Source organism: Bradyrhizobium ivorense, assembly GCF_900696085.1.
Lineage (GTDB): Bacteria > Pseudomonadota > Alphaproteobacteria > Rhizobiales > Xanthobacteraceae > Bradyrhizobium > Bradyrhizobium ivorense.
In genome coordinates this window covers 1-23,023 of record NZ_CAADFC020000006.1, presented here as the reverse complement: position 1 = coordinate 23,023, position 23,023 = coordinate 1, and the positions used below count along the sequence as shown (strand labels likewise).

Sequence of the window (23,023 nt, the reverse complement as noted above, 5' to 3'; positions counted from 1 at the left end):
CGCGCCTTGGCTGGATGAAGCCAGCGCGTGGCGAGGCTAGAACTCCAATGACGATAAAGAAGGTGTCGTTGACGCAGGAAGCACCTGCTCTGCGTCGATGGACTGATGCCGCCGACCCGAAACCGACGAAGGGGATCGCTCTGTTCGCCTTCGTCTTCCTCGGTGTGATCTGGGGTAGCAACTTCATCTTCATGAAATGGGCCAGCGCGGAAATCGCACCTGCACAAATCGTGCTGCTCCGTGCTGTCTTCGCGTTTCCAACCGTATTGCTCTACGCGTTATGGCAGGGGGCCTTGCGTTGGCGGCATCTGCGGTACGCGCATCACTTCATCGTCATGTCGCTTTTGGCGACGGCAATTTACTACTTTGCCTTTGCCAAGGGGGCGTCACTTCTTCCGTCCAGCATCGCCGGATTGCTGAGCGGTGCGATTCCCTTGTTTGCGTTTATTTGCGCATACTTGTTCCTGCGTGACGAGATCATCACGGTGACCAAGGCGGCAGGCGTCGCTCTCGGCATCTTGGGCGTAGTTCTCATCGCACGACCGTGGTCAACCGTGGGTCACGTTAGTCTGGAAGGGATCGCGTATATGATGGCGGGTTCTCTTAGCATTGGATGCTCCTTCGTTTATGCTCGCAAGTTCATCAGCCCGTTGCAGCTGCCCGCCTCGGCGCTGACGACGTACCAGATCGGGTTCGCGGTGGTCTTCTTGGTCATGGGGACCCGCCTTGACGGGATCGAAGCGGTCTTCAGCGATACCCGCGCCTGGATCGGGCTCGTTTTTGGTCTTGGAATTTGCGGGACAGGTCTGGCCTATATCTTCTACTATTTCATAGTAGCCAATCTGGGCGCACTCGCCGCGTCAAGCGTAACCTACATTCCGCCGATCGTCTCACTCGTTATCGGCATCCTCCTAGCGGGTGAGTGCATCGACGCTCTCGAATGCGTCGCCGTGCTGCTCGTTCTCTCCGGCGTAGCTGTGTTGCAACTCGGCAAGCGAACGGAGCATTTGTAGTTATCGTGAGGGCGTTGCAAGAACTGACCAGTTATTGAAGGATCAGAACGAATCTCGACATTCAGCTCGAGGAGGATCAGATGCCGACTTATTTCTGCACGAGTGCCAGCGGTCGTCTCGCCGCCGGGCAAAAGGCAAGGATCGCGGGCGAGATCACGAGAATTCACAGCGAGATTACAGGCGCACCTGGCTTTTTCGCGCAAGTGATCTTCCAAGAAGTAAACGCCGGCGATTGGTTCATGGGTGGGACGCCGCTGACACACGAGCAGATCTTTGTGTATGGCCACATCCGAACCGGACGTGCGGCCGTCGACAAAACGCGGATGATAAAGCTGATGGCCGAAGCTGTGGCTTTGGCGGCGCGTGCTGAAAGTCATCGGGGTGTCTGGGTGTACCTCAATGAACTACCTCCGCGGCAGATGATCGAGTTCGGCCATGTGCTGCCAGAGCCAGGTGACGAAGCGCCTTGGGCGGCCGCGCTTCCGCCGGAAGATCAAGCCTTCATGCAATCGATCGCGGCCCGCCCGGCGGCCGCGGACGCTCCGAAAAGCCCTTGAAACAAGGCATTTGCGAATAGGCCGGCGAACGTTTGCGATCACCACCGTGTACCACCTCTCGAGGCCGGCAAGCACTGGAAATAGAGTTGATTTCCGGCTTGCTCGGGACGCCGCCTAATTCGGCACGGCATGTCTGCTCGACGCGTCCCGGTCACTGTGCGGGCATGAGCGCCGGGGCGCCCTTGTTCTTGATCAGGAGCACCAGGAATTTCGCCGGCTGGGTGGCGCTCGCGTTCCGATCGACGACATGAACGTCGGCAGGCCCTTCATAGAAGGACTGACCCGGCGTCAGCATCACCTCCTGTCCGCCCTTCAGCTGCATCACCACCGAGCCCTCCAGCACGTAGACAAACGCATGTGCATTGTGCCGGTGGATGGTGCTCGAGCCGCCCGGTGCATGCTCGACCGTGATCATCAGAGCTTCCCGGCCCGGAGCCTCCGCAAGATCCTTTGACATCAGCGGGGTGACCTTCGGCTCCTGAGCCACCGCCGTGCCGGCCGCGAGGCACAGAAGAGCCAATGCCGCAAGTTTGAACGTCATGGTTACCTCCTTCGTTCGTCGGCCGGGATCCGCTCGTGAGAGACCGGGCGTTTCTCCCATGGAGATCAGGCCGCTGTCTTCGAGCGGCGGAGCCACTCGTCCAAACCGATGCGGCCGAGGCGGGCCTCGCCGAGCGGCACGAGCGAGTGCTCGCTGACCCGGCCGCCCCAGTATCCGGCCTCGGGATCGCTCACGACCTCGCGCGGGTCGCCAACGGCCTTGAGATAGCGGGCGATGATTTCGTTAAACGGAGCTCGTTCCGGTCCGGCGATCTCCACGATGCCGCCTCGTGGCGGCGCGAGCGCCACATCGGCAACCATGGCAGCAACATCGTCCGACGCGATCGGCTGGAACAGGATGGGCGGGAGCCTGACTTTGTTACCATCCACGCTTGAATCGGCGATGCCTCCGAGGAATTCCATGAACTGGGTCGCGCGGACGATGGTGTATGGGATGCTGGAGGTCTCGATCAGTTTCTCCTGGGCGACCTTGGCCCGGAAATAGCCGTTGTCGGTCCGGTCGGTCGCGACGATCGACAGCGCGACATGGTGCCGGACGTTCGCTGCGGCCTCCGCCGCGAGAAGGTTGCGGCCGGAGGTTTCGAAGAATTCCAGCACCGCCTTGTCTTCGAATGAGGGCGAGTTGGCGAGGTCGATCACCACCTGCGTGCCCGCCATGGCTTCCTTCAGTCCTTCGCCGGTGATGGTGTTGACACCGCCGCGGGGCGAGGCGGCCACGACCTCGTGGCCGCTCTGGCGCAGAATGGCGGCGGTCTTCGAACCGATCAGGCCGGTGCCGCCGATCACAACGATCTTCATGGTGATCCTCCGTTTTCGTTGGACGTGCTCCTAGCTTCAAGGGATGACGAGCGCATCAAGCGCCGGGCCGGGCGAGAGGCGAGGTAAAACTCACCCGGCCGCATTCGACGATACCATACGCGAGGCTTTGCCGGCGGTCCGCGATCGGTCAACAGGGCTGAGGGATCTTGCGGCCACCCGAACGACTCATTTGCGTGTCGAGAGGGAGCGCGTGCCCCACGATGCCGGGACGAATTCGAACGGCCCGTTCCAAAGCCCGCGGATGTCAGCGAAAAACTCGGCGATTGGCAGAAGAGGGTGGCAGTGCTCGTCGGTCGGCTATTCCTGCCCGCCGTCAGCTATGAAGCGAACACGAAGATCCATGTGCGGCGGGCTCAAGGGTTGACGCCTGATCAGCAATCGCAGCTTGTCGATTTGGTCTGGGAGTTACTTTACCGGCCTTATTCGACGCGTGGAACCATCGCCACAATATGGCAAAGACTGCGTCAGGAATCCGACCGCGGGTATTTCTGCTCTCAGCTCGCGGCCGCAGCCTACGAGAGCATCGGCGCTCGTATTGTCGACCTGGAAGCTGCGCGATGCAAGCCGAACGACCTTGATGACTCCGAGCGACTGGTCGATGTTCCAGAAGCAACACAGCGCGTCGACAAAGAGGTTCACGACGCCACCACAAAGCTTATGGGCGGTGCGTGGGAGAAGTTCGTTGAAGTGGGCGCATTCGGAGAGAAGTTTCTGATTGACGTCTGCTTGAAACACTTTCCCAAGGTGTTCGCACAGCCGTTCAATATCTACGACCTGCTGCGTCAGTTCTTCGACGGAACCGTCGATGTCGAAACGGTCGGCAAGCCATGCGATGATGCTGCAGCGAAGGCAATAACCGATCTCGTCAGGTTGCGTCCTCTGACCCCGTGTCCTGGAATCAGTGTCGCAACGTACCTAACCGCTCATAACGGTCTGATTGCAGGTTCGAGTCCTACCGGGCCCACCAGCGAAAATCAGCGGGTTGTCGGATCTCCTTTTGCCCTCGGTGGGAGTGCCGCACCAGAAACGTTCCGCCATCATCCCATTGGCAATTCGGAAGATACGGCTTCAGAGGCGGCCTCGCCACAGCCTCTCCAAGCTGTCGTAGATTCGGCGGCCATTTCGCACGAAAAGGTTAGGCAGCATGGAAACGTTCTCGCAGAAGCGTTTCCACGCTGGACGCGATCTCCAGCAAGCGCCGGTCGGCATTTCTGCGGCCAATCAGCATCAGACCGACGGGAAGACCGTCGACCGGCAACGGCAGCGAGATCGACGGGCAGTCGAGCAAGTTGGCGACGCGCGGATTGCGCAGCACGAGGCCATTGAGATCATGGAATGCCGCATCCTCCGCAACCGCGCAGAGAAGCGGCGCTCGGATGGGTGTCGTCGGCAGAACGAACAACTCATTGTTGCCGAAAGACTGTTCGAACGACCGGATCGCCGCCTGCCGGAGCCGCGCCATGCGCACATAGTCCGTGCCGAGAATGCCGGCGCCTGCCTCGATGCGGACGCGCGTTCGAGGATCGACTCCGTCCAGCGCCGAGACGCCCAAGCTGCGCACCGTCGCGCCGAGTTCAATCGACGGGAACGTGCCAATCTTGTCGATCTGTGCAACATCATCGAGCGCAACCTCGATAGATCCATCCTTGATCTGCAAGCCGCCTGATCGAATGCATTCCAGACCCTTCTCAAACGCAGCGAGCACCTCGGGTTCGCATCGATCGAACAGTCGTCCGCGGGCAACCACAAGGCGGAACGTGCCGGGAGATGCCGGCCGCAACCGCGACAGCGCCCCTTCACCCGAAAGCACCTGATCAGCCATGAAGCAGTCTTCGACGCTGGCGGCGATTGGACCGATCGTGTCCAGCGTGGATGACAGCGAGAATGCGCCGGTGGTCGGCACGAATCCACTGGTCGGCTTGAAGCCGACCGCGCCCGACAGGGCGGCCGGGATTCGCAGAGAACCGCCGGTGTCGCTGCCGATGGCGAGCTCTGCCATACCGTCGATGACGGACACAGCCGCGCCCGATGACGACCCTCCAGGAACGCGGGCACGATCTCGCGGATTGGGCGGCATCCCATCATGCGGATTCGTGCCCAGCGCTGAAAAGGCGAACTCGGTCATCTGCGTCTTGCCGATAATGATGGCGCCCGCAGCCCGCAACCGCTTCACGACTTCAGCATCTTCGCTGGCCGGCGGCAGACGACGCAGGACGGCGGACCCGGAGCTCGTAACCGTGCCGGCAACGTTGAACAACGCCTTCACCGAAACGATACGACCATCCAGCGGGCCGCGAGACGCTCCGGCAGCAGCGCGCCGATCCGCCGCCTCAGCTTCCCACCGGGCGGCGTCTGCGAAGACCGTCGTGAAGACGTTCTTTGCTTGCGGCGCATGGATGTGCGCAAGTGCCGCCTCGAGCCGTGCGACGGCGGAAGGTTGCGATCGATCCTGCATTGCTGACATGGCCGATCAGGAGACGACCGGAAGAACGTCGATGTCGTAGCCATGGATCAGGGACCGGCTCAGGACCGGATCCTTCAGCTCCATCTCGAAGCGCGTCCCCGGCCGAATGCCGCCGATCGCGCCCGGAGTACCGCAGAACATCAGCGTGCCGGCCGGCAGCATGTCCGTGCTGGTGTAGCGACGGATGAGATCGCGCGGCGTCCTGAGCGAGGAGACCGGGCTCTCCTGGTAGAGCACCCGTTCCCCGTCGATCGTTGCCCACGAACGAAGGACCAGCTCATCCCAATGGCCCTCGACATCTGCATATGACCAGAGCCGCGGGCCGACCGGCTTGCCGCAGAGCTGCTTCGAAAGAGCAATGCCTGACGCTTCAGCCTTGCGGTCGGTATGATCGGATCCGACGCCGACCCAGAGCCCATCAGCCATAGCGACAATGACAGGCTCGACCTCGCCGGAACTGTCCGGGCCAAGCACGGTTAGGCGGCTTTGCTGGGTCAATGTTTGCGCCATGAGCCGGTAATAGAGCGGCGTCGTAGACGGACGCGGAATGCCCAGCGCAGCCAGCTCCTGGATATGGTGCTCGATCGCTGCCGCGTCCCTGCCCGCCCAGCCCGCGATGACGAGGGACTCTATCTCCACTGCAATGCGGTCGGTCCGGTCATTCGCGAGGCGTTCAAATTGCAGCAACATGGAATTCCCTATCCTTGGTCGGTGTGGGCAGGACTTCGCCGCGCTCGATCTGCAGCGTCCGGTCGGCGATGCGATCGAGCAGCGCGGGCGAGGATTCGGTGATCAGCATGGCCAGTTCCGGTCGGTGCTTGCGCAGTTCCCCGAGCGTTCGCGCGTAGTCGAGCGCGAGGGCCGGTGCCAGACCCTGGAACGGCTCGTCGAGCAGCAGAACCTTACGCGCGACCGTCAGCGCACGCCCCAGCGCGACCATCTTCCCCTGCCCTCCGGAAACGCCGCCGGCCGGCCTGGCGCGCATCACGTGCAATTCGGGCAACAGCTGGTAGATCTCGTCGAGCCTGCGCGCGATCTCGGCACGGTCGAGCTTCAGCGCCAGCGCCGGGAGGCGAATGTTCTCCTCCACGCTCAGCTCCGGAATCAAGCGACGGTCCTCCGGCGCATAGCCGATCCCGGCGCGGGCGCGCGTGTGGGCAGGCCTGCTGGCCAGATCGTCGGCATCGAGGCGGACCGAGCCCTCGTCAAGTGCGATGAGGCCCATGATTGCTCGAAGGGTCGTGGTCTTGCCGGCGCCGTTGCGTCCAATCAACACCGTGGTCTTGCGCGCGATGATCTCGCAGCTGACGCCGCGCAGCACGCGGACGCCCTCGATCGAGACGCTGACCTTGTCGAGCCTGAGCATCAAGCAACCCCCACGACACGTTGGCGCACTTGCGCATTGCTGAACACCTCGTCGGGCCGGCCCTCGGCCATGATATTGCCGGCGTTCCACACCAGGACGCGGCTCGCGTAGCGCGCGACCACGTCCATGTCGTGCTCGACGAACAGCGCTGTGATGCGGCGCTGGCGCAGCGCACTCATGAGCGCCTCCATCAGCGGGAAGCGTTCGAGGGCGCTCACTCCGCTGGTCGGCTCGTCGAGCAGCAGCAGCCGGGGCTTCAGGGCCAGCGCAACCGCGATATCCAGCAGCTTACGATGGCCTTCCGGAAGCGTACTGCTGATCCGGTCAGCGTCGCCGGCGAGGCCGACCAGATCGAGCAACTCGCAGGCCTCTTCGCGCCGTCTCGCCGTTTCGAGCGGCTGCACCGCGCTCCACAGACCACCCGTTGCCGCTAGAGCCAGCATCATGTTGTCGATCACACGCTGGGCGGAGAAGAGCTGCGGGATCTGGAATGCGCGGGCGACGCCGCGGCGCGCGATGGCGCGCGGCGACAGATGGGTGATGTCGTGGCCGTCGAGCAGCACGCTGCCGGACCTCGGGCGGATATAGCCCGTGCAGATGTTGAGCAGTGTCGTCTTGCCGGATCCGTTCGGACCGATAATCGCGAGGAACTCGCCGTCATGGATCGCGATGCTGACATCGTCGGCAGCCTTGACGCCGTTGAATGCGACGTGAAGGCCTCTGGCTTCCAGGATAGGAGGCGTCATAGGCTCGTCGCCTCCTTGCGCGCGAACAATCCATGGACCCCTTGCGGCATGAACATGATCACGATGATCAGCGTCATGCCTACGATCAAATTCCAGGAATCGGTGACGGTGACCGCGGCGCTGTGCAGCAATTCCAGGAACAAGGCACCGATGAACGCGCCTGGCACGCCACCGATGCCGCCGAGCACGGCGATCAGCACGAGGTGGCCGGATGCGGTCCAGAACGCGAAATCGGGAACCACGCGACCGATCGCAAAGCCGGCGATCGCGCCGCCGAGGCCGGCGAGCGCCGCCGAGACGACATAGGCGATCAGTAGAACCGCCCAGACCGGGATGCCCAGATATTCGAGCCGGATCTCGTTGGTATGGACCGCCGAGAGCGCGTGACCAAGCGGGCTGTTCAGGTAGCGCTGCACGCCCAGACCGACGAGCACCATCAGCCCCAGGCTGAGATAGAACAGCACGCTCTTGAAGGCCGGCTCGCCAAGCACGATCCCGAAAACCGCCGGGACCGGCACCGCCATGCCGTCGGTCCCGCCGGTGACACCGTAGAGCTTGGCGCAGAGCGCGTAGAACACCATAGAGACCGCAAGATTCAACATCGCGAAGAAGATCGCGCGATAGCGGACGAGAAACGATCCGGCGATGGCGCCCATGAGTGCCCCGCCCAGCACCGACAGGATCAGCAGCAGCCCAAGATCATTGACGCCGGCGCGCGCCAGGAACGCGACCGCATAGGCGCTCGCGGCAAAGAACATCGCATGGCCGATCGAGATCAGTCCGGCGCGGAGCAACACAGCGACGCCGAGTGCGGCAAATCCCTTGGCAATCGCAAGAGTCAGAACGAACTGAAGCCAAGGCGCCGCCAGAGGCAGCAACGCGAGAACGATGACCGCCGCAGCGGCAATGATCGTTGGCATCATATCCTCCGCGCCGTGACCGATCCGAACAGGCCGTAAGGGCGGATCAGGAGAACGAGGAGCATCGCCGCATAGGGCGCGACGGCATCCAGCGATGGGGCCAGATAGATCGCCAGCACGCGTGCCAGGCCCACGATCAGCGAGGCCAATGCGGCTCCTTCGATCTGTCCGAGACCGCCTATCGCTGCAACCGCAAAGGCGAGCACCATGGTGTCGGCCCCGAGCCCCGGCGCGATGCCCGACGTCGGCGTCGCCAGCGCCCCGCCCAATGCTGCCAGGAACACGCCGAGCGAAAACGCCAGGATGAAGATCCGGTTGGTGTCGATGCCGATCGACTGCGCCATCTCGCGGTCGGTGACGACGGCCGTGATCAGGCGACCCAGCCGGGTGTGATTGATCAGGAGCCGCAGGCCGACGACGACGAGGAGTGCCATGGCGATCAGCAGGATCTGATAGTTGAGATAGACGACGCCGCCGATGCTCGTGGCGCCGAGCAATCGCATCGGCGCGTCCTCGTAGAAGGACTGGACGCCGAAGATCACACGCTGGAGGTCCTCCAGGATGAGGAAGAGTCCGAACGTGATCAGGATCTGCACCGCCTCCGATTTGCCGTAAGTCCAGCGGACCAAGCCGCGCTCGATCAGCGGGCCGAAGATCGCCGCGACGAAGATCGCGCTGAACAGCAGCGCGAGGAACGACAAGTACGGATTGAGCTGGCGGCTCGCGATGAACAGGCAGATCGAGGCCGCGACATAGCCGCCAATCGAATACAGGCTGCCATGGGCGACGTTCAGGACGCGCAGCACGCTGAAGACCAGCGTCAGGCCGACCGCCGCGAAGAAGATCAACGCGGCGCTGGCCAGACTGTCCAGCAGCAGGGGGATGATTGCATTCGACATCGGCTTCCGCCTTCCGTGACTGGAATCAGGTGAACGTCACCGACCTATTTGTAGCTGCCCGGCTTCGGCAGATTTTTTGCGAACTCGGGCTTGAGCGTCGCAATCCACGCGAGCGGATCCTGGCCGACCTGCGGCATCAGGCCGTCGCCCTTGTAGCGGACCATGTCACCGATCACGGGAAACTGCTGCGCCGGTGTCTTCACGGTCACGCCCACGATCTGATCGACGAGGCCATCATTGTCGGCCCGCGTCTGCGCAGTGCCGGTCAGGGTCTCGACCTTGCTGCCCTTCATGGCATCGGCGAGCTCGGCACGCGTCGGCCATTTGCCGCCGTTCCTCTGCATCGCGGCATCAAACGCCACTTTCACATAGATCAGCGCGTTGGCCATCTTGATCGATGGGAACACCGGATACTCGCCGAAGCGTGCCTTGTAGGCTTCGGCAAACTTCACCGTCTCCGGCTTCGCCTTGGCGTCCGGGGACATCCACCAGCCGTCGCCGAGAACACCGACGATCACCCCGTCAGGCAAGGGCACTCGCTGCAGCACTGTCTCGCCGAGCGCGAGGATGACTTGACTAGAGGTGAAGATCCCGCGCGGCGCCGCCTGGCGCACGAAGTTCTCGAGGTCGGCGCCCCAGAGGTTTGAGAAGACGACGTCCGGGCGCGCGGTGGCAAGGCGCGAGATTTCGGTCTGGTAGTTCGGCGAGCCGGGCTTCGGATAGAGCTCGGCGACGATCTCGACGTCCGGCTTCAGGGCTTTCAGCGCCGCTGTGAATATCTTTGCCGCGTCATGGCCGAACGCATAGTCCGGGTTGATGATCGCCACCGTCTTCACGTCGGGTTTGCGGTCCAGCAGGTACATCGCGTAGGCGATGAATTCGGGCACGGTGTTGCCGTTCGGGCGAAACACATATTTGCTCTTGCCGTCCATCAGCAGCTGGTGGGTATCGCAGTTCCAGCCTACGGTGGGCACCTCGAGCTGCTCGGCGAGCGGTGCCAGCGCCAGGCAATTCGCGCTCGACAGGGCAGCGACCATCACCTGGTTCTTCGCGTCCCCGGCGAGCCGTCGATACTCCGCGATCACACCCTGTGCGCCCTGCGCCTCGTCGACATAGGTCGCGCTGACCGGCACGCCACCGATGCCGCCCTTTGCATTGATCTCGTCGATCATGAGGTCGGCCGCGTTCTTCCCTGGCATGCCATAGGCTGCGGCAGGCCCCGAGGTGAACGTGAAGATGCCCAGTCCCACCGCGCTCGGCTTGTCCTGCGCCGCAGCCGGCGTGGAGGCGACGACACCGAGCGCGAGTGCCCCGGCAAGTCCATCCACCATCCATCGGACATTCCGCTGCGGCAGGCCGCAATCCAGCCTGAAGAGCCGTTCAAGTGACGATAGGCAACGCGCAACTCCGACAGAGATACCTCTAGACGTCATGACTTCTCTTCCCCCTGTGCTGGTCGAATGATGTTGTGCGGCAGCGATCCGGATCACACCGGATCGAAATAGTGCATTTCCAGCAGCAGGCAGCCGTTCACCGACTTGAACGGGCCATGCGGCGCGTGCGGTGGGCGGCATGCATAGGTGTTCGGCGGAAAGCTCTTGCCACCCTCGCCCTTCGCATCGTTACCGACGATCAAGTCGCCCGAGACGAGATAGACCTCTTCCCAATATTCGTGGGAGAATGGCGCTGTGGTGTAGACGCCGGGCGCGAAGCGAAGCAGTCGGGTCCGCGTCCCGCTTCGCCTCTCTTCGTCCAATCCGCCCGAGATGATTTTCTGCTGGATACCGGCCGGATAGCCGGCCGGCACTTCCCAACCGGTTGCCATGTCGAGCGTGTAAAATTCGTCGTGCTTCTTATTGACGGGCATGAGCGGTCTCCTGGTTCAGGCGGCTTTACTGGCGGTCGAGACGCCGTTGAGGTCGTAGGAATCGAGCATGGTCTGCACCAAGCGGTCGGCGCCGGCCCAATCGTAGGTGCGATAGGAGTGACCCTTGGTGACGAAGGTCGCACCGGCGTAGAACATCTCGTACTGCTGGTGGCGCGAACCGAACTCGGAGCCGACCGCATCCCAGGCGAGCTTGTAGAATTTCACGCGATCATGCGAATTGGCCTTCGGCGACTGCTGGGTCTTGGCGATCAAGGCCGCGATCTCGGGATTGTCGAAGTCCGCAACCGACGAAGGCAGCATGATCATGCCGCCACCGGCGAGCTCGCGAAGCGTATTGATGACGTGGGCGTAAAGCTGCTGCGTCAGCACCTGCGCGGAGTAGAGCGTGTGCCGGTCCGGGACGAAATAGGGGCCGACCTGCGTGCCCTTGGCTTCCATCGCCGCCACCAGCGCATCGACCATTCCGGTCTCGGCCGCGAGCTGACCGAGCATTTCGCGCACCTGCGGAAACTGGGTGACGCCATTCATGTCGGCGGTCCGATGCGCAAGGCCGGTCAGGAACTTGAGCTTCACGCTCAATCGGACCATGGCCTGATAGTTCTGGTAGACGTGGCACGGCGTTGCGTGAAACTGCTTCTGGCACATTTCGACGTTGCCTTCGATGAAGACCCGGTCCCACGGCACCTTCACATCGTCGAAATAGAGAACCGAGTCGTTCTCGTCGAAACGGCTGGACAAGGGATTGTCGAACACTGCACCCGCCGCATCCTCGTAGGACTTGCGCGACAGCATCTTGAGGCCCTTCGTGTTCATCGAAATCGCGAAGGACATCGCATAACGCTCTTCGCCCGGACGCATCGGTTGGATGGTGGTGACGAAGACCTCGTCGGCGACCACGCCGCCGGTGGCGAGCATCTTGGCGCCGCGGATCGTGATCCCCTCCGCGTCACGGTCGACGACGCCGGCGGTGAGGAATGGATCGGCCTGTTCGGCCGCGCCCTTCGAACGATCGGCCTGCGGATTGATGATGACGTAGGTGAGATAGAGATCCCTATCGCGGACGTAGCGGTAATAGCTCTCGAGCGCGCCGGCGCGGGCGGGATCATAGGCTTTGAAGACGTCGAGCCCCATGTAGAGCCCGGAAATGCAGGACGCCACGTGGTCCGGAGCCCGGCCCATGAAACCGGCATGCAGCGAGGCCCACGCCTCCAGCGCCTTGCGCCGCGTCACGAGCTCGGCATAGGAGGTCGGAAGCTGCCAGATGCGGTTGGCGCGACCCGCGCCCGTGTCGAACGACATCAGTTCCGCGTTCTCCGGCGCGCTCGCGAAGTCGAACAGGCCCGCCATGGAGCTCGCGAGATTGCGAAAGGCATGGTGCGTCGTGACATCGCCGACCGAGGCGCCGTTTATGTAGATGGTCCGACCGTCCTTCAGGCCTGACAGATATTCCTTTGCGCTGCGCATCGCAGTTTCTCCGGTTCGAAACTAGTAGTGAATGGGAAGCGGCCAGGTCGGCTCGCGCTCGGTTTCATCGACGAGATCGCGGTATCGACCGCGAAAGAAGATCAGGGGAGCAGCGTCCTCGGCGCGGCTCGCGTGCCTAATGACACGGACGACGAAGATTACGTGGTCGCCGCCCTCGTAGACCGCGTAGGGCGCGCATTCGAAATGAGCCATCGCGCCCGAGATCAGCGGCGCCTCGGCATGGCCGACCGACGTCCTCACCTGGTCCCATTTGTTGGAGAGAGCGCGCGCGAACTGGTTGGAGATGTTTTCCTGGTCACGCGCCAGGATGTTCACGGCGAAACCCTTGGCTTCGAGCATCGCAGGCAGGCTGCGCGCCTTGCGGTCGACGCTGAAAAGAACGAGCGGCGGATCGAGCGAGACGGAATTGAACGAACTCATGGTCATGCCGATAAGCTCTTTGCCCTTCCCGCGCGCGGTCACCACCGCAACCCCGGTGGCGAATTCGCCGAGAGCACGCCTGAATGCACGATCCTCCATGGACACTGCCTCGTCGCCCGGCCCTGATTTATAATTCTCAGATAGCTTTCTGGCAAAGCTACTTGGAAATGTCAATACCCTTGCTGACCGAGCGCGTGCGTGCTCTTTAGGCAGAGTCCAACGCTATGATTTTGCGGAGAGAATGCCCGTGTCCGATGCGCTGCTGACGGCCTCGAAGCCTGAGTTGCTCGACAAGGAGGGAGACCGCACACTCCGCGGCCTGCTCTACGACTATTTCGCGTTCGGACGCAGCCTGGAGGCCTGCCGTGAAATATTCGCAGGCTTCGTCGACCTGTCGCCTACCCAGTATCTGATCCTGATCGCGATCAAGAATTCGACTGCGGAAGAACCGATGGGCGTGAATCAGGTCGCCGAGCGGCTGTACTTAAGCGGCGCCTTCGTCACCAATGAGATCAACAAACTGGTGTCGGACGGCCTGCTCGAGAAAAGCCCTCATCCCGAAGACGGACGGCGGGTGCAACTTGCCCTCACCCAGCACGGAATGAGCCTATTGATCCGCCTTGCCGCCTTGCAGCGACCGGTCAACGACGCGCTGTTTGGCATGCTGACGCGCGAGGAGTTCAAGATGCTGGCTCAGCTGCTGTCACGGCTTGCGTCAAACGCTGATAGCGCGTTGAAGCTGGCCGTACATGTGCAGGCTACGCTCAAGTCGCAGGAGGATCAGCGAGCCTCCGCAGCGAGTCGGCCGGACTCCCGCAAGAAAGGGCGCCGTCGATAACACCTCGTCCCGCAGCTCAAATTCGAAGACGGAAGATACAGAAAGCAGAAGCTGGAAGATCAGACTAGCCGCACCAGTTTCGCACCAGAAACGAATTGATCAAACGACCACAAACGCGAACGAAGACAAACAAAAGCCAAGGGAAATCAACCGACCAGATCGTTGTCCCGTCGCTCATAACGGTCTGGTTGCAGGTTCGAGTCCTGCCGGGCCCACCAAGAATGTCAGTAGCTTACTTGCTCTGTCAATCGGCTTGCAAATTTGACCCCTCATCGGCGTCCAATTTTGACCCCTTTGCGCGGCGGGCTTTGCTGGTAGCGCTCGTCTCGTCGGAGCTGGCCGGGATAGCGGAGGCGAGACGAGCGCGGGTGGCGTGATCGTCGTCTCGGCTCTTGAACCGCCAGCTATCGTTGCCGGTCTCGACAATGTCGCAGTGATGGGTCAACCGGTCGAGCAGCGCGGTTGTCATTTTGGCGTCGCCGAACACGCTCGGCCATTCGCCGAAGGCGAGATTGGTGGTCACGATGACAGAGGCGCGCTCATAGAGCCGGCTGACGAGGTGGAAGAGAAGCTGGCCACCGGACTGGGCGAAGGGCAAATAGCCGAGTTCATCTAGCACGATGAAGTCCATCCGGGTCAGATGCTCGGCGAGCCGTCCTTGCCGTCCGTTGCGGGTCTCGGTCTCGAGGCGATTGACGAGGTCGACTACGTTGAAGAAGCGGCCGCGGGCCCCGGATCGGATGCAGCTTCTGGCGATGGCAATGGCCAGGTGGGTTTTGCCTGTGCCGGTGCCGCCAACCAGCACGACGTTGCGTTGTTGGGCAATGAAGCCGCCGCCGGCGAGATCATTGACGAGAGTCTGATTGATCGGCGTGCCGTCGAACTGGAAGTCGGCGATGTCCTTGGCAAGCGGCAGCTTGGCAATGGTGAGCTGGTATTTGATCGACCTGGCTTGCTTCTCGTTGATCTCGGCGTTGAGCAGGTCGCCGACAATGCGCTGAGGTTCGTGCTGGCGTTTGACGGCAGTTGCCATGATCTCGTCGAAGGCAGCCTTCATGCCGTAGAGCTTGAGTTCGCCCATGAGGTCGAAGATTTGGGTTCGTTCCATCAGATGGTCCTCCGGAGGTTGTCGTAGCGGGCACAGTCGGCGATCGGCGCATGACGGAGCGTCAGTGCGGCCGGCGTCATGATGTTGGCCGGTGGGGCGGGTTCGCGTTGACGGGCCAGGATATTGAGCACGACATCGGCGGAATGGACGCCATGACCGAGCGCTTCGGCACAGGCGGCTTCTACCGCGGGCAGACCGTCCGTCAGCACCGCGTTGAGGATGTCGACCATCTGCCGATTGCCATCGTCGGTGCTGGCAAGCTTGCGCCGGATCCGCTCGATCGCGGCCGGCAGCACCCAGTCTTTGAAGGGAGCGCCGTTGCGCAAGGCGCCGGGTTTGCGGGCGAGCACCGGCACATAATGCCAGGGGTCGTAGACGGTATCGCCGCGGCCGAAGGATCGCGGGTGCTCGGCAACGATGCGTCCATCCTGACGGATCACGATGCGATCGGCATAGGCTTGAACCTCGACCGGTCGTCCGACTGCGCTGGCTGCGACCGAGTACTTGTTGTTGTCGAAGCGCACCAGACAGGTCTTCGAGACCGATGCCGTCACCGCATGGAAGCCGTCGAAGCGGCCGGCATAGGGAACGAGTTTGGGGCGTTCGGCTTCGAACACTTCCCAGATCGTCTGATCGACCAGCTCCGGATGGCGATGAGCCTTGGCGTAGGCGATGCATTTGTCGAGCAGCCAGGCGTTTAACTCGTCGAGGTTTTTGAACCGTAGCCGCGGCGTGAAGAAGCGCTCTCGGACCAGCCCGACCTGGTTCTCGACCTGCCCCTTCTCCCAGCCCGACGCCGGCGTGCAGGCGACCGGATCGACCAGATAGTGGCTGCACATCTGCAGGAAGCGGCGATTGTAGAGACGCCCTTTACCGACGAAGATCGTCTCTACGGCGGTCTTCATGTTGTCGTAGATGCCGCGGGTGCAGGTGCCTTTGAACAGGGCGAACGCCCGGTCGTGGGCGTCGAACACCATCTCCTGCGTCTCCCGCGGATAGGCCCGCACGAACAGCATGCGGCTGTGACAGAGCCGGACATGGGCGGCCTTCACCATCACCGTGGTGCCGCTCAGCAAGACCACCTCGTGGCTCCAGTCGAACTGGTAGGCTTCGCCGGGCGCAAAGCTCAGCGGAACATAAGCGGCCGCGGTCGATTGCCCGCGTTCTTTGCTCCACCGCCTGGCGTAACGCCGCACCGCATCGTAACCGCCGTCATAGCCGCGACCGCGCAGCTCTTCGAAGATGCGGATCAACGTCAGCTGTTCACGAGCCGATTTAGCCGCGTTCGCCGCCAGCAGTCCGTCAAGCTCTACTGCCCATCGTCCCAGCTTTGGCCGCGGCTGCACCTGCCGCTCGTACTCGAAGGAGGTCTCTCCCGACCTCAGCACCTTCCGAACCGTGTTCCGCGACACCTTCAGGTCACGGGCGATCTCCTTGATCGTCTTGCCCTTGATGAAGTGCTCGCGCCGGATCCGGGCAATCGTCTCCACGATCAGCATCCCCCACCACCTGCTTCGTTCCAAAGCAGGCAGCGCAACAGACCAATCTGTAGGGGGTCAATTTTGGACGCCGATCCCCCGGCTTAGGGGGTCAATATTGCAGGCCGAATGACACCTCACTCGCGAAAAGCTCGTCGCGCGGCGTCGCAGAGGTCACTGAGGAGGTTAGGACCGCCAATCCGACCAAAAGATTTGGCCATCTCGACGAGTTCGGGGCGACGTGCGCCTTCCTTTGCTCGGCGCGAGCCGGCTACGTCACGGGCCAGAACATCCTCATAGACGGCGGCGCCTACCCCGGCACGTTTTGAGCGCAGCGTGGGTTTATAGTGCGCTCGGAGGAGGGCGTTCGCATTTGCTGCGGTTTCAGCGACTTGTGCCGATGACGAGGATCGAGAAGGCTTTCAGCCTCAAAAGAACCTTTCAGCTCCGTCCGCAGCGCAGTTCAGGTTTTGGGGCTCGCGGGGGCGGCTTAGAGTTGCTGGAGAAAGACTGCTGGCGACGAGCTTCCTAGCATGTCTGATGTTGGCGAACGGCCTGTGGATTTATTTTTTGGGATGGCTTTTCTGGGAAGCTTTGGCTTGGCTTTTCGGTTAGCTCCGTCCTGCGCAAACAGCGCGCCAGGCAACACCCGATGAAATCTGTGACCGACCGCCCCTATGCCGATCCCGAAAAAGCCGCCCGTCGCCTGATGGAGCACGCCCGCGCCTTTGAGCCCATCCAGGACGCCCGCATCTACATCGAGAAGATCAACGGCCCCTTCCTGTTCGAGGACAAGGGCACGCCGGCGGAGTACAGCGCCGGTCTGAAGCTCGCGATCGAGCGCGGCTGGCTCGAGCTTCACGAAAGCGGAACCTACGTGCGGATCAAGCAGGCCGGCGCCGACTTGTTCGCCTGAGCCACCGGGGAGTCCAAAACACTGGGCGTGCACGGGCCCCCCCTCCTGTTTGGACGGAAGGTCGCTGCCGTGGACTCGCAATTTGATCCAGATCAAGCGGTGGAAACACACCCAGAGGTTTGATGCTGGCGGGCTCGGAGGCTATTGAGTTGAGGTGCAGCATGAGATGCTCTTTAGAGCTGACTATCGCTGCATTCTTGCTGATCGGATCAAACGCGAGCGATGCCGCGGTATGGATTAAGAATGATCGCGGCGGGCTGATTGAGAAATATTTGCACAAGTACGACGTGGTGCGAGAGTCAGGCCAATCTGTCATCATCGATGGATTGTGTGCATCGGCTTGCACGATTGTGCTGACCATCCCTTGGAACCAGATCTGCGTGACGCCGCAGGCGAAACTCGCCTTCCACGCGGCCTGGGATTTCGGCCCACGTGGACGTCCTGTCACCAACCTTCAGGCGACCCAGAAGCTCTACTCTTTGTATCCAAAGCCTGTGCAGCAGTGGATCGCCGATCGCGGTGGTCTGACATCCCGAACGATAATTCTTCCGGGAAAGGTTTTGAAGGCGATGTATCGCCCATGCTGATCCTATCCCCACGTGAAAAGAAATTGCTTAGGCGCTTGGCGCAAGGAAAAACGGACGGGCAAATCGCTGTTGAGATCGGTGGCAGAGAAGATCAAATTGCTTTGCAGCGACAAAGGCTGATGGACAGCTTGCAAATTCGGTCGCAGCATCAGCTCAGGACCATCGCCGAAGAACAAGCGGCTTGGCCGGATCTACGCGGGCGGAGCAAATTTTGAGTGATGACGGCAGCAGCTTCAGTGGCGACCGCCGTCTCACTCAGTTTCGATCAGTACCTATATCCTGAGTAGGGATACTGGCCTGGGCAGACATAACTGCCATAGGCGTCGTAATAGCAGCCGCTGTTGTAATAGCCGTAGGCTCCGGCTGCGGCGGCGCCTACAGCTGCGGCACCCACACCATACGCCGCTCCTCTGTAAGCCCCGCGATAAGCGGCATTCCGGTAGGCCCCTCGTCGAACTGCCGTTCGCGCGACGGGGCGACCCGGTATCGGTCGATATCCATAGCCGCGGCCGGCAACACCATAGCGGCCGCCCGCCACTCGGTATCCGCCACCGCGAACGTGGGCAGCTCGCATCCCGCCGCCGTGGAAGCCACCGGCACGCATACCACCGCCGTGAAATCCACCGCCGCCACGGAACCCTCCACCTCCGCCACGGCGAGCGAAGGCTTCATCGGGGATGAGACTCACAGTGATAAGAACGAGCGCTGCTAAGACAGCGAGAAGGCATCGGAGCATGGCATTTCCTCCCTAAAGTTTGGGGTGCCCATTCCGTGAGGCGTGCCCACTGAGAAAGGGCGCCCCACTCAGAGCTTTTGCCTCTCACACCGAGCAGTTTTGATTTGGATCAAGACGTTGACAATCGCGATCTGAGTTTCGCGAGCGGAACTATAACTTGCGTTAAGCTTTTGTCCCCGAAGCTCGCGCATAATCCGCTCACCTGCACCCAGCGGCCAGTAGCCAAACGGCGGAGGCGGCTTTCTGCGCATACCGCAGGGGTAACTAAGACTAATTAGCGCAGCCGCATCACGTCGCTGAATCTTGCTAAGGCTCTCCAGCCAATGGTAGCTGAGCGCCATGCACCGCGCGCTCCCCTGGATACTGACTGTCGTTTTTCTGGTCGGTTTTGTCGCCTCCTTCACTGAATTACAGAGGATGCGCAAACGCTTTGGCGAGGTGTCTCAGCGCACCTTTCACGATCACGCCGACGTGCGCGAATTCATGATACGCGCCGCGCTCGCGGATGCCGCGGCTCCCATCGTCGTCCTCGGCGATAGCATAACCGAGATGGCCCCACTGCCGAGAGAGCTGTGGCGACGATTGGCCACGCGCCTGCTTGGCCCAAAAGGCGCATTCCTGGTCGCCCTGACCGTCGGGGCGAATGATGTAGGATCGGCCACGGTGCAACGCGATTTCGCTGAGCTTATCGACATGGTCAAACCGCTGTCGACGCGGCCACCAGTGGTCGCCGCCGTCGCCGACGCGCGTACCAACGCTGCGATCGGGGGCAGCCGCAACCGCCCGCGGCGTTCAATTTGTCGATCCTGAACTGCCATCGGGATCCAAGATGACCGACGGCAAGCATTTCAACGCCAAAGGTTACAAGGCCTGGGTGCCGGCACTCGAGACAGCCATCTCAAAGGAATGTGGACCTTGATTGCTGGCCCGAACTGAGTGTCCTGCTAAAACTCTCGCATTCCGGCTCAAAGCAGCCGCGGTCTTTTGGGGCAATCCCATGGCCAACGCATTGATCGCACGCCCGCGGTCCGATCTGCTGTCGCCGACGCGCGTCGGCCGCGCCGCTCAATACGTCCGGATGTCGACCGACCATTAGCGCTACTCGACGCAGAACCAGGCTGCCGCCATCGCGGTCTATGCCGCGCAACGCGATCTCGTGATCGTTCGCACCTACGCGGACGAAGGCCGCAGTGGCCTTCGCATCGAACGCCGAGAGGGGCTGATCGAGTTGCTCGATGACGTCCGCAGCGGCGTCCCCCGCTCTGGGCGACGCCCTGAACGCCGGTTACCGCTATCTCGAAGTGAAGTGCCAGGGTGCGAGACTCACCAGACGGTCGCCCTCGACATCGTCAGACGGCCGAAGTGGACGCCGATCCATGAACTGGAGCGCTACATGCGCTGCAAGGACTGCTCGCGCCAGCACGGCCATCCGTTCAAGCGCAGCCATCTGGTGGCACTGCGGACAACCAAGATTTCCACCATGAACCCGCCGTCGACCTGGTGGCCGGGAGAGCGATAAGCGCCGCGCAGGCTTGATGGAGCACACTTCGCTTCAGAGCTAACGCAGGTTAAAGACGGCCACGCAGGAAGTCTCTTCAATTCCTCCTCTCGGCACCCTCCAAGGGTTCGAGATCCGGCGTAAGGCGAGGCTCCGAAGCCCACAAAACCCCACGGGGCCTCGCTGCCCGCCACTCCCAACAGCTTCGATAAGCGGGCCGCGCTGACATCCAACGCGGGTTTCGAGCCCCGTAGAACCACGGGTGGCCCATCTCCCAATTGCAACGCAGCTGGCCATCGGTAGATTTGCCCTATTGTTTCATTTTGTTTCGGGGCTTGTTTTGACGAAGGAGCAGCTCGCTCAAGACGCCGCAGATCTTTTCCGACTGCTGCGAGCATTTCGCTCGATCAAAGCTCGGGCAACGCGGCAGCGCCTTATTGACGCTGTAGAGGCCATGGCGGAGGGCAGCATAGCCGACAACGCACTCGACGAGAGGGGCGGAAAGCCGCATGGCTAAAATTTGGATCTATACCGACACAAGCAAAATCGTTGGCGACCCAGAACACTTGAGGGTCTTTGCAACCAACCATACCGCGCAAGTTTGGTTTAAGAAAAACGACCCCGAGGGCGTCGCATTCGCTTACGAGATCATTCTCGGGCCGCGTTACGTCGCTAAGACATTCCTGGTGCTGGCCGTCCTGCTCCTCGGAGTCGCCGACCTCTACACCACGAACACGATCCTCAATCTCGGCCTCGGCGAGCTGAACCCGTTCATGCACGTCGCTCAGACATGGCTCGGCCCTTGGTGGCTGATCCCCAAGCTCGGTTTGACCTATTTTATGATGTTTCTGCTTTGGCGCAGCAACAACCCTTACAACATCGCTATCGTGGCGGCGTTCTGCTGTACGCCAGTACTGAACAACCTTCTCATCATCGCTGGCACGAGTTGATTCTTTTTGGTCCTCTAAAAGCTCGCCACCTGTCCGATCGGGATCGTTGATTTCGCTATACCAACAGGGAGGTAGAAATGAACCCGTTATTGGCCTTCGTTCTACTCGGTGCCGTTGGGTATTTCGCCAGTTCGGTCATCAAATCCGGGCTTGATGCGCGCCGAGCCCCAAAGGTGCTTCTCGAAAGCATCGTTAGCGCGCTTGACGAGCTCAGGGCGACACAACGTTGGATCACCAAACCCAATCCCTCGACTTTTCTAATTTGGCCGAAAGGAACTATCGGAGGGATAACCTATCCTGGAATTTTCGTCAGTTACCTGCAGCCAAATCTCGCGAGCAGCACGATTGTCGTGACCACCTTTGCGTATCGTAACAAACGCTGGGAGAAGCTCGAAAGCACGACCTTGTTCCCGGCAGATTTCTTGAGACAAATGTCAGGGGTGCTCGGGATGCCATCATCGCTCCGCCAAGACTTACTTTCCAAGGTTGCAGGGCCCGTACCCGAGCGCCCTCCTCATGGCGCTCGGCCGCCTTGGTAATCTGGCCCCGGTGATTGAGAACGCCGCCCAATGTTTGTCGCGCGGCGTCGGCATCAGGCATGAACCTCGATCTTGCTCACGCAGCGCGCTACGCGTTCATTCGACAACGTCCCAAGCGACAAACCCGAACGGCACATCGTGAGCGAATGCCGATGCGCCGAAGTTGGCCGCTACCTGAGCGACTGTCGCGATGCCGCTGGCGAAAAATGGAAACGCCTGCTGGCCGGGAAACAGTTCTGAGACGTCAATGCCACCTGAGTTCGTAGCTGGATCGTGGCCCCCGTGGCGATCCCACGGCTCGTTGATTGCATATACCTCCGTTCCTATTGCAGCGGCCAAGTCCCATCCCTGATGCGGCCTCATGCCGCCGTCCGGCCGAGGTCGAACCAAGCTAAAGGTGCTTTGCTTTGGCGTGATTCCTGCCTTATAGGCGCTTCTTAGCTTCATTATCCGAAGGGGCGTCGTAAGCGCTTAGCCGGAACCCTTGCTTCGGGATCTGGGTAGCTATGCGAAGAAGCCTCCGGCTTGTACGGAGGTTTGGGATGGGATTGGACAGCAAAAAGGACGTCCATTTGGACGGCTCATCGGCGGGGTCGGTGAGCCGGCTGGAGATCCTTGAAGGGCCGTCAGGACGTCGTGTGCGGTCGGAAGCTGAGAGAGCTCGGATCGCCGCCGAGAGTCTGTTACCCGGCGCCCAGGTATCCGAGGTGGCGCGCAAGCACGGAGCGACGCGCTGGCAGGTCTACGATTGGCGACGGCGGCTTCGACAACGAGGTATGTTGCCGCCGTGCGAGGCGTCTCCACCGACGTTTGCGCCGCTGGTTGTGGAAGATGCGTCGGAGGAGCGTCAGGTTCCGGCGATCAAGCTTGAGATCGCGATCGGCGATGTCGTGCTGCGGACGGATACGGCCATTGATGCTGACCAGCTATCCCGGGTGATCCGTGCGGTGCGAGCGTCACGATAATCGCGGCCGGTGCTGATCTGAAGATTTACGTGGCCACGCGGCCGATCGACTTCCGCTGTGGACACGACGGGCTTGCGGCGAAGGTGCAGGAGATGCTTGGTCTCGATCCGTTCAGCGGCGCGGCCTTCGTGTTCCGATCAAAACGAGCGGACCGGATCAAGATTTTGGTCTGGGACCGAACGGGCCTGGTGTTGGTGCACAAACGCCTCGAAGGTTGCAAGTTCGTTTGGCCAACGATCGCGGACGGCGTGATGCGCATGTCGCCGGCGA

The 23,023-nt window shown here is 61.6% G+C and carries 25 protein-coding genes and 3 pseudogenes; 13 read left to right on the top strand and 15 right to left on the bottom strand.

All coding sequences use genetic code 11. The features are described 5' to 3' along the window. Positions 1 to 47: 47 nt before the first annotated feature. Entirely contained in the window at positions 48 to 1,013 is a 966-nt protein-coding gene (locus CI41S_RS10185; RefSeq protein WP_139858833.1) for a DMT family transporter, read from the top strand. 80 nt (positions 1,014 to 1,093) lie between these two features. Continuing rightward, entirely contained in the window at positions 1,094 to 1,570 is a 477-nt protein-coding gene (locus CI41S_RS10180) for a tautomerase family protein (protein WP_139858832.1), read from the top strand. A gap of 151 nt (positions 1,571 to 1,721) precedes the next feature. Here CI41S_RS10180 and CI41S_RS10175 read toward each other — a convergent pair whose 3' ends face one another. From CI41S_RS10175 to CI41S_RS10120, 12 genes are all read right to left on the bottom strand, one after another. Continuing rightward, positions 1,722 to 2,111: a cupin domain-containing protein gene (locus CI41S_RS10175; protein ID WP_139858831.1), complete on the bottom strand. Its 390-nt coding sequence runs from the start codon at positions 2,109 to 2,111 to the stop codon at positions 1,722 to 1,724. 65 nt (positions 2,112 to 2,176) lie between these two features. Beyond that, positions 2,177 to 2,929 (bottom strand): SDR family oxidoreductase, encoded by a 753-nt coding sequence (locus tag CI41S_RS10170; RefSeq protein ID WP_139858830.1) that lies wholly within the window; start codon positions 2,927 to 2,929, stop codon positions 2,177 to 2,179. A 1,156-nt stretch (positions 2,930 to 4,085) separates the two neighbouring features. After that, positions 4,086 to 5,414: an amidase family protein gene (locus CI41S_RS10165; protein WP_139858829.1), complete on the bottom strand. Its 1,329-nt coding sequence runs from the start codon at positions 5,412 to 5,414 to the stop codon at positions 4,086 to 4,088. 6 nt (positions 5,415 to 5,420) lie between these two features. Next, complete coding sequence (locus CI41S_RS10160; protein ID WP_139858828.1) at positions 5,421 to 6,104, bottom strand: DUF2848 domain-containing protein; 684 nt, start codon at positions 6,102 to 6,104, stop codon at positions 5,421 to 5,423. Further along, positions 6,088 to 6,780: an ABC transporter ATP-binding protein gene (locus CI41S_RS10155; protein ID WP_139858827.1), complete on the bottom strand. Its 693-nt coding sequence runs from the start codon at positions 6,778 to 6,780 to the stop codon at positions 6,088 to 6,090. The genes CI41S_RS10160 and CI41S_RS10155 overlap by 17 nt, the downstream gene beginning before the upstream one ends. Continuing rightward, the gene (locus CI41S_RS10150) at positions 6,780 to 7,526 is read right to left on the bottom strand and encodes an ABC transporter ATP-binding protein (protein WP_139858826.1); all 747 of its coding nucleotides are present in this window, start codon (positions 7,524 to 7,526) and stop codon (positions 6,780 to 6,782) included. Before CI41S_RS10150 ends, CI41S_RS10155 begins: the two co-directional genes overlap by 1 nt. Continuing rightward, the gene (locus CI41S_RS10145) at positions 7,523 to 8,446 is read right to left on the bottom strand and encodes a branched-chain amino acid ABC transporter permease (protein WP_139858825.1); all 924 of its coding nucleotides are present in this window, start codon (positions 8,444 to 8,446) and stop codon (positions 7,523 to 7,525) included. Before CI41S_RS10145 ends, CI41S_RS10150 begins: the two co-directional genes overlap by 4 nt. Further along, complete coding sequence (locus CI41S_RS10140; RefSeq protein ID WP_139858824.1) at positions 8,446 to 9,345, bottom strand: branched-chain amino acid ABC transporter permease; 900 nt, start codon at positions 9,343 to 9,345, stop codon at positions 8,446 to 8,448. The genes CI41S_RS10145 and CI41S_RS10140 overlap by 1 nt, the downstream gene beginning before the upstream one ends. A 44-nt stretch (positions 9,346 to 9,389) precedes the next feature. After that, positions 9,390 to 10,676: an ABC transporter substrate-binding protein gene (locus tag CI41S_RS10135; protein WP_139858823.1), complete on the bottom strand. Its 1,287-nt coding sequence runs from the start codon at positions 10,674 to 10,676 to the stop codon at positions 9,390 to 9,392. Between the two features lie 155 nt (positions 10,677 to 10,831). Further along, a complete protein-coding gene (locus CI41S_RS10130) occupies positions 10,832 to 11,212 on the bottom strand; it encodes a cupin domain-containing protein (RefSeq protein WP_139858822.1) in 381 nt (126 codons plus the stop codon). A gap of 15 nt (positions 11,213 to 11,227) precedes the next feature. Further along, positions 11,228 to 12,697: a 4-hydroxyphenylacetate 3-hydroxylase family protein gene (locus CI41S_RS10125; protein WP_139858821.1), complete on the bottom strand. Its 1,470-nt coding sequence runs from the start codon at positions 12,695 to 12,697 to the stop codon at positions 11,228 to 11,230. A 21-nt stretch (positions 12,698 to 12,718) separates the two neighbouring features. Beyond that, the gene (locus CI41S_RS10120) at positions 12,719 to 13,237 is read right to left on the bottom strand and encodes a flavin reductase family protein (protein ID WP_139858820.1); all 519 of its coding nucleotides are present in this window, start codon (positions 13,235 to 13,237) and stop codon (positions 12,719 to 12,721) included. Positions 13,238 to 13,379: 142 nt separating this feature from the next. Here CI41S_RS10120 and CI41S_RS10115 point away from each other — a divergent pair, with 142 nt between their 5' ends. Next, positions 13,380 to 13,976, top strand: coding sequence for a MarR family winged helix-turn-helix transcriptional regulator (locus CI41S_RS10115; protein ID WP_139858819.1), 597 nt, complete (start codon positions 13,380 to 13,382; stop codon positions 13,974 to 13,976). Positions 13,977 to 14,220: 244 nt separating this feature from the next. Here CI41S_RS10115 and istB read toward each other — a convergent pair whose 3' ends face one another. Then, positions 14,221 to 15,084: an IS21-like element helper ATPase IstB gene (istB, locus tag CI41S_RS10110; RefSeq protein WP_139858818.1), complete on the bottom strand. Its 864-nt coding sequence runs from the start codon at positions 15,082 to 15,084 to the stop codon at positions 14,221 to 14,223. 8 nt (positions 15,085 to 15,092) lie between these two features. Continuing rightward, positions 15,093 to 16,583: pseudogene (gene istA, locus CI41S_RS10105) on the bottom strand (IS21 family transposase); the annotation flags it as partial. A gap of 122 nt (positions 16,584 to 16,705) precedes the next feature. Here istA and CI41S_RS10100 point away from each other — a divergent pair. The 4 genes and pseudogenes from CI41S_RS10100 to CI41S_RS10085 all read left to right on the top strand — a co-directional run. Continuing rightward, positions 16,706 to 16,891 (top strand): annotated as a pseudogene (locus tag CI41S_RS10100) (SDR family oxidoreductase); the annotation flags it as partial. A 323-nt stretch (positions 16,892 to 17,214) separates the two neighbouring features. After that, positions 17,215 to 17,478, top strand: a complete 264-nt coding sequence (locus CI41S_RS10095; protein ID WP_139858816.1) for an alpha/beta hydrolase family protein — start codon at positions 17,215 to 17,217, stop codon at positions 17,476 to 17,478. 161 nt (positions 17,479 to 17,639) lie between these two features. Further along, a complete protein-coding gene (locus tag CI41S_RS10090) occupies positions 17,640 to 18,065 on the top strand; it encodes a hypothetical protein (protein ID WP_139858852.1) in 426 nt (141 codons plus the stop codon). Next, entirely contained in the window at positions 18,059 to 18,280 is a 222-nt protein-coding gene (locus tag CI41S_RS10085; RefSeq protein WP_139858815.1) for a LuxR C-terminal-related transcriptional regulator, read from the top strand. The genes CI41S_RS10090 and CI41S_RS10085 overlap by 7 nt, the downstream gene beginning before the upstream one ends. A gap of 160 nt (positions 18,281 to 18,440) precedes the next feature. On the opposite strand, the gene CI41S_RS45135 is transcribed toward CI41S_RS10085, so the two are convergent. Continuing rightward, positions 18,441 to 18,737 carry a hypothetical protein gene (locus CI41S_RS45135; protein ID WP_172627978.1) on the bottom strand — a complete coding sequence of 99 codons (297 nt, stop codon included), beginning with the start codon at positions 18,735 to 18,737 and terminating at the stop codon, positions 18,441 to 18,443. Between the two features lie 403 nt (positions 18,738 to 19,140). On the opposite strand from CI41S_RS45135, the gene CI41S_RS10075 reads away from it, so the two are divergent. The 6 genes and pseudogenes from CI41S_RS10075 to tnpB all read left to right on the top strand — a co-directional run. After that, on the top strand, positions 19,141 to 19,611 hold the full coding sequence (locus CI41S_RS10075; protein WP_139858813.1) for a hypothetical protein: 471 nt from the start codon (positions 19,141 to 19,143) through the stop codon (positions 19,609 to 19,611). A gap of 434 nt (positions 19,612 to 20,045) precedes the next feature. Beyond that, a pseudogene (locus CI41S_RS44185) lies at positions 20,046 to 20,320 on the top strand (hypothetical protein); the annotation flags it as partial. 488 nt (positions 20,321 to 20,808) lie between these two features. After that, on the top strand, positions 20,809 to 21,249 hold the full coding sequence (locus CI41S_RS44180) for a DUF5658 family protein (RefSeq protein ID WP_139858812.1): 441 nt from the start codon (positions 20,809 to 20,811) through the stop codon (positions 21,247 to 21,249). A gap of 77 nt (positions 21,250 to 21,326) precedes the next feature. Beyond that, a complete protein-coding gene (locus tag CI41S_RS10060) occupies positions 21,327 to 21,788 on the top strand; it encodes a hypothetical protein (protein ID WP_139858811.1) in 462 nt (153 codons plus the stop codon). A 542-nt stretch (positions 21,789 to 22,330) separates the two neighbouring features. Continuing rightward, positions 22,331 to 22,753, top strand: a complete 423-nt coding sequence (tnpA, locus tag CI41S_RS10055) for an IS66-like element accessory protein TnpA (RefSeq protein WP_139481344.1) — start codon at positions 22,331 to 22,333, stop codon at positions 22,751 to 22,753. A 29-nt stretch (positions 22,754 to 22,782) separates the two neighbouring features. Continuing rightward, positions 22,783 to 23,023, top strand: a 241-nt coding sequence (gene tnpB, locus CI41S_RS10050; RefSeq protein WP_139858810.1) for an IS66 family insertion sequence element accessory protein TnpB, incomplete at its 3' end; no start/stop codon positions are given.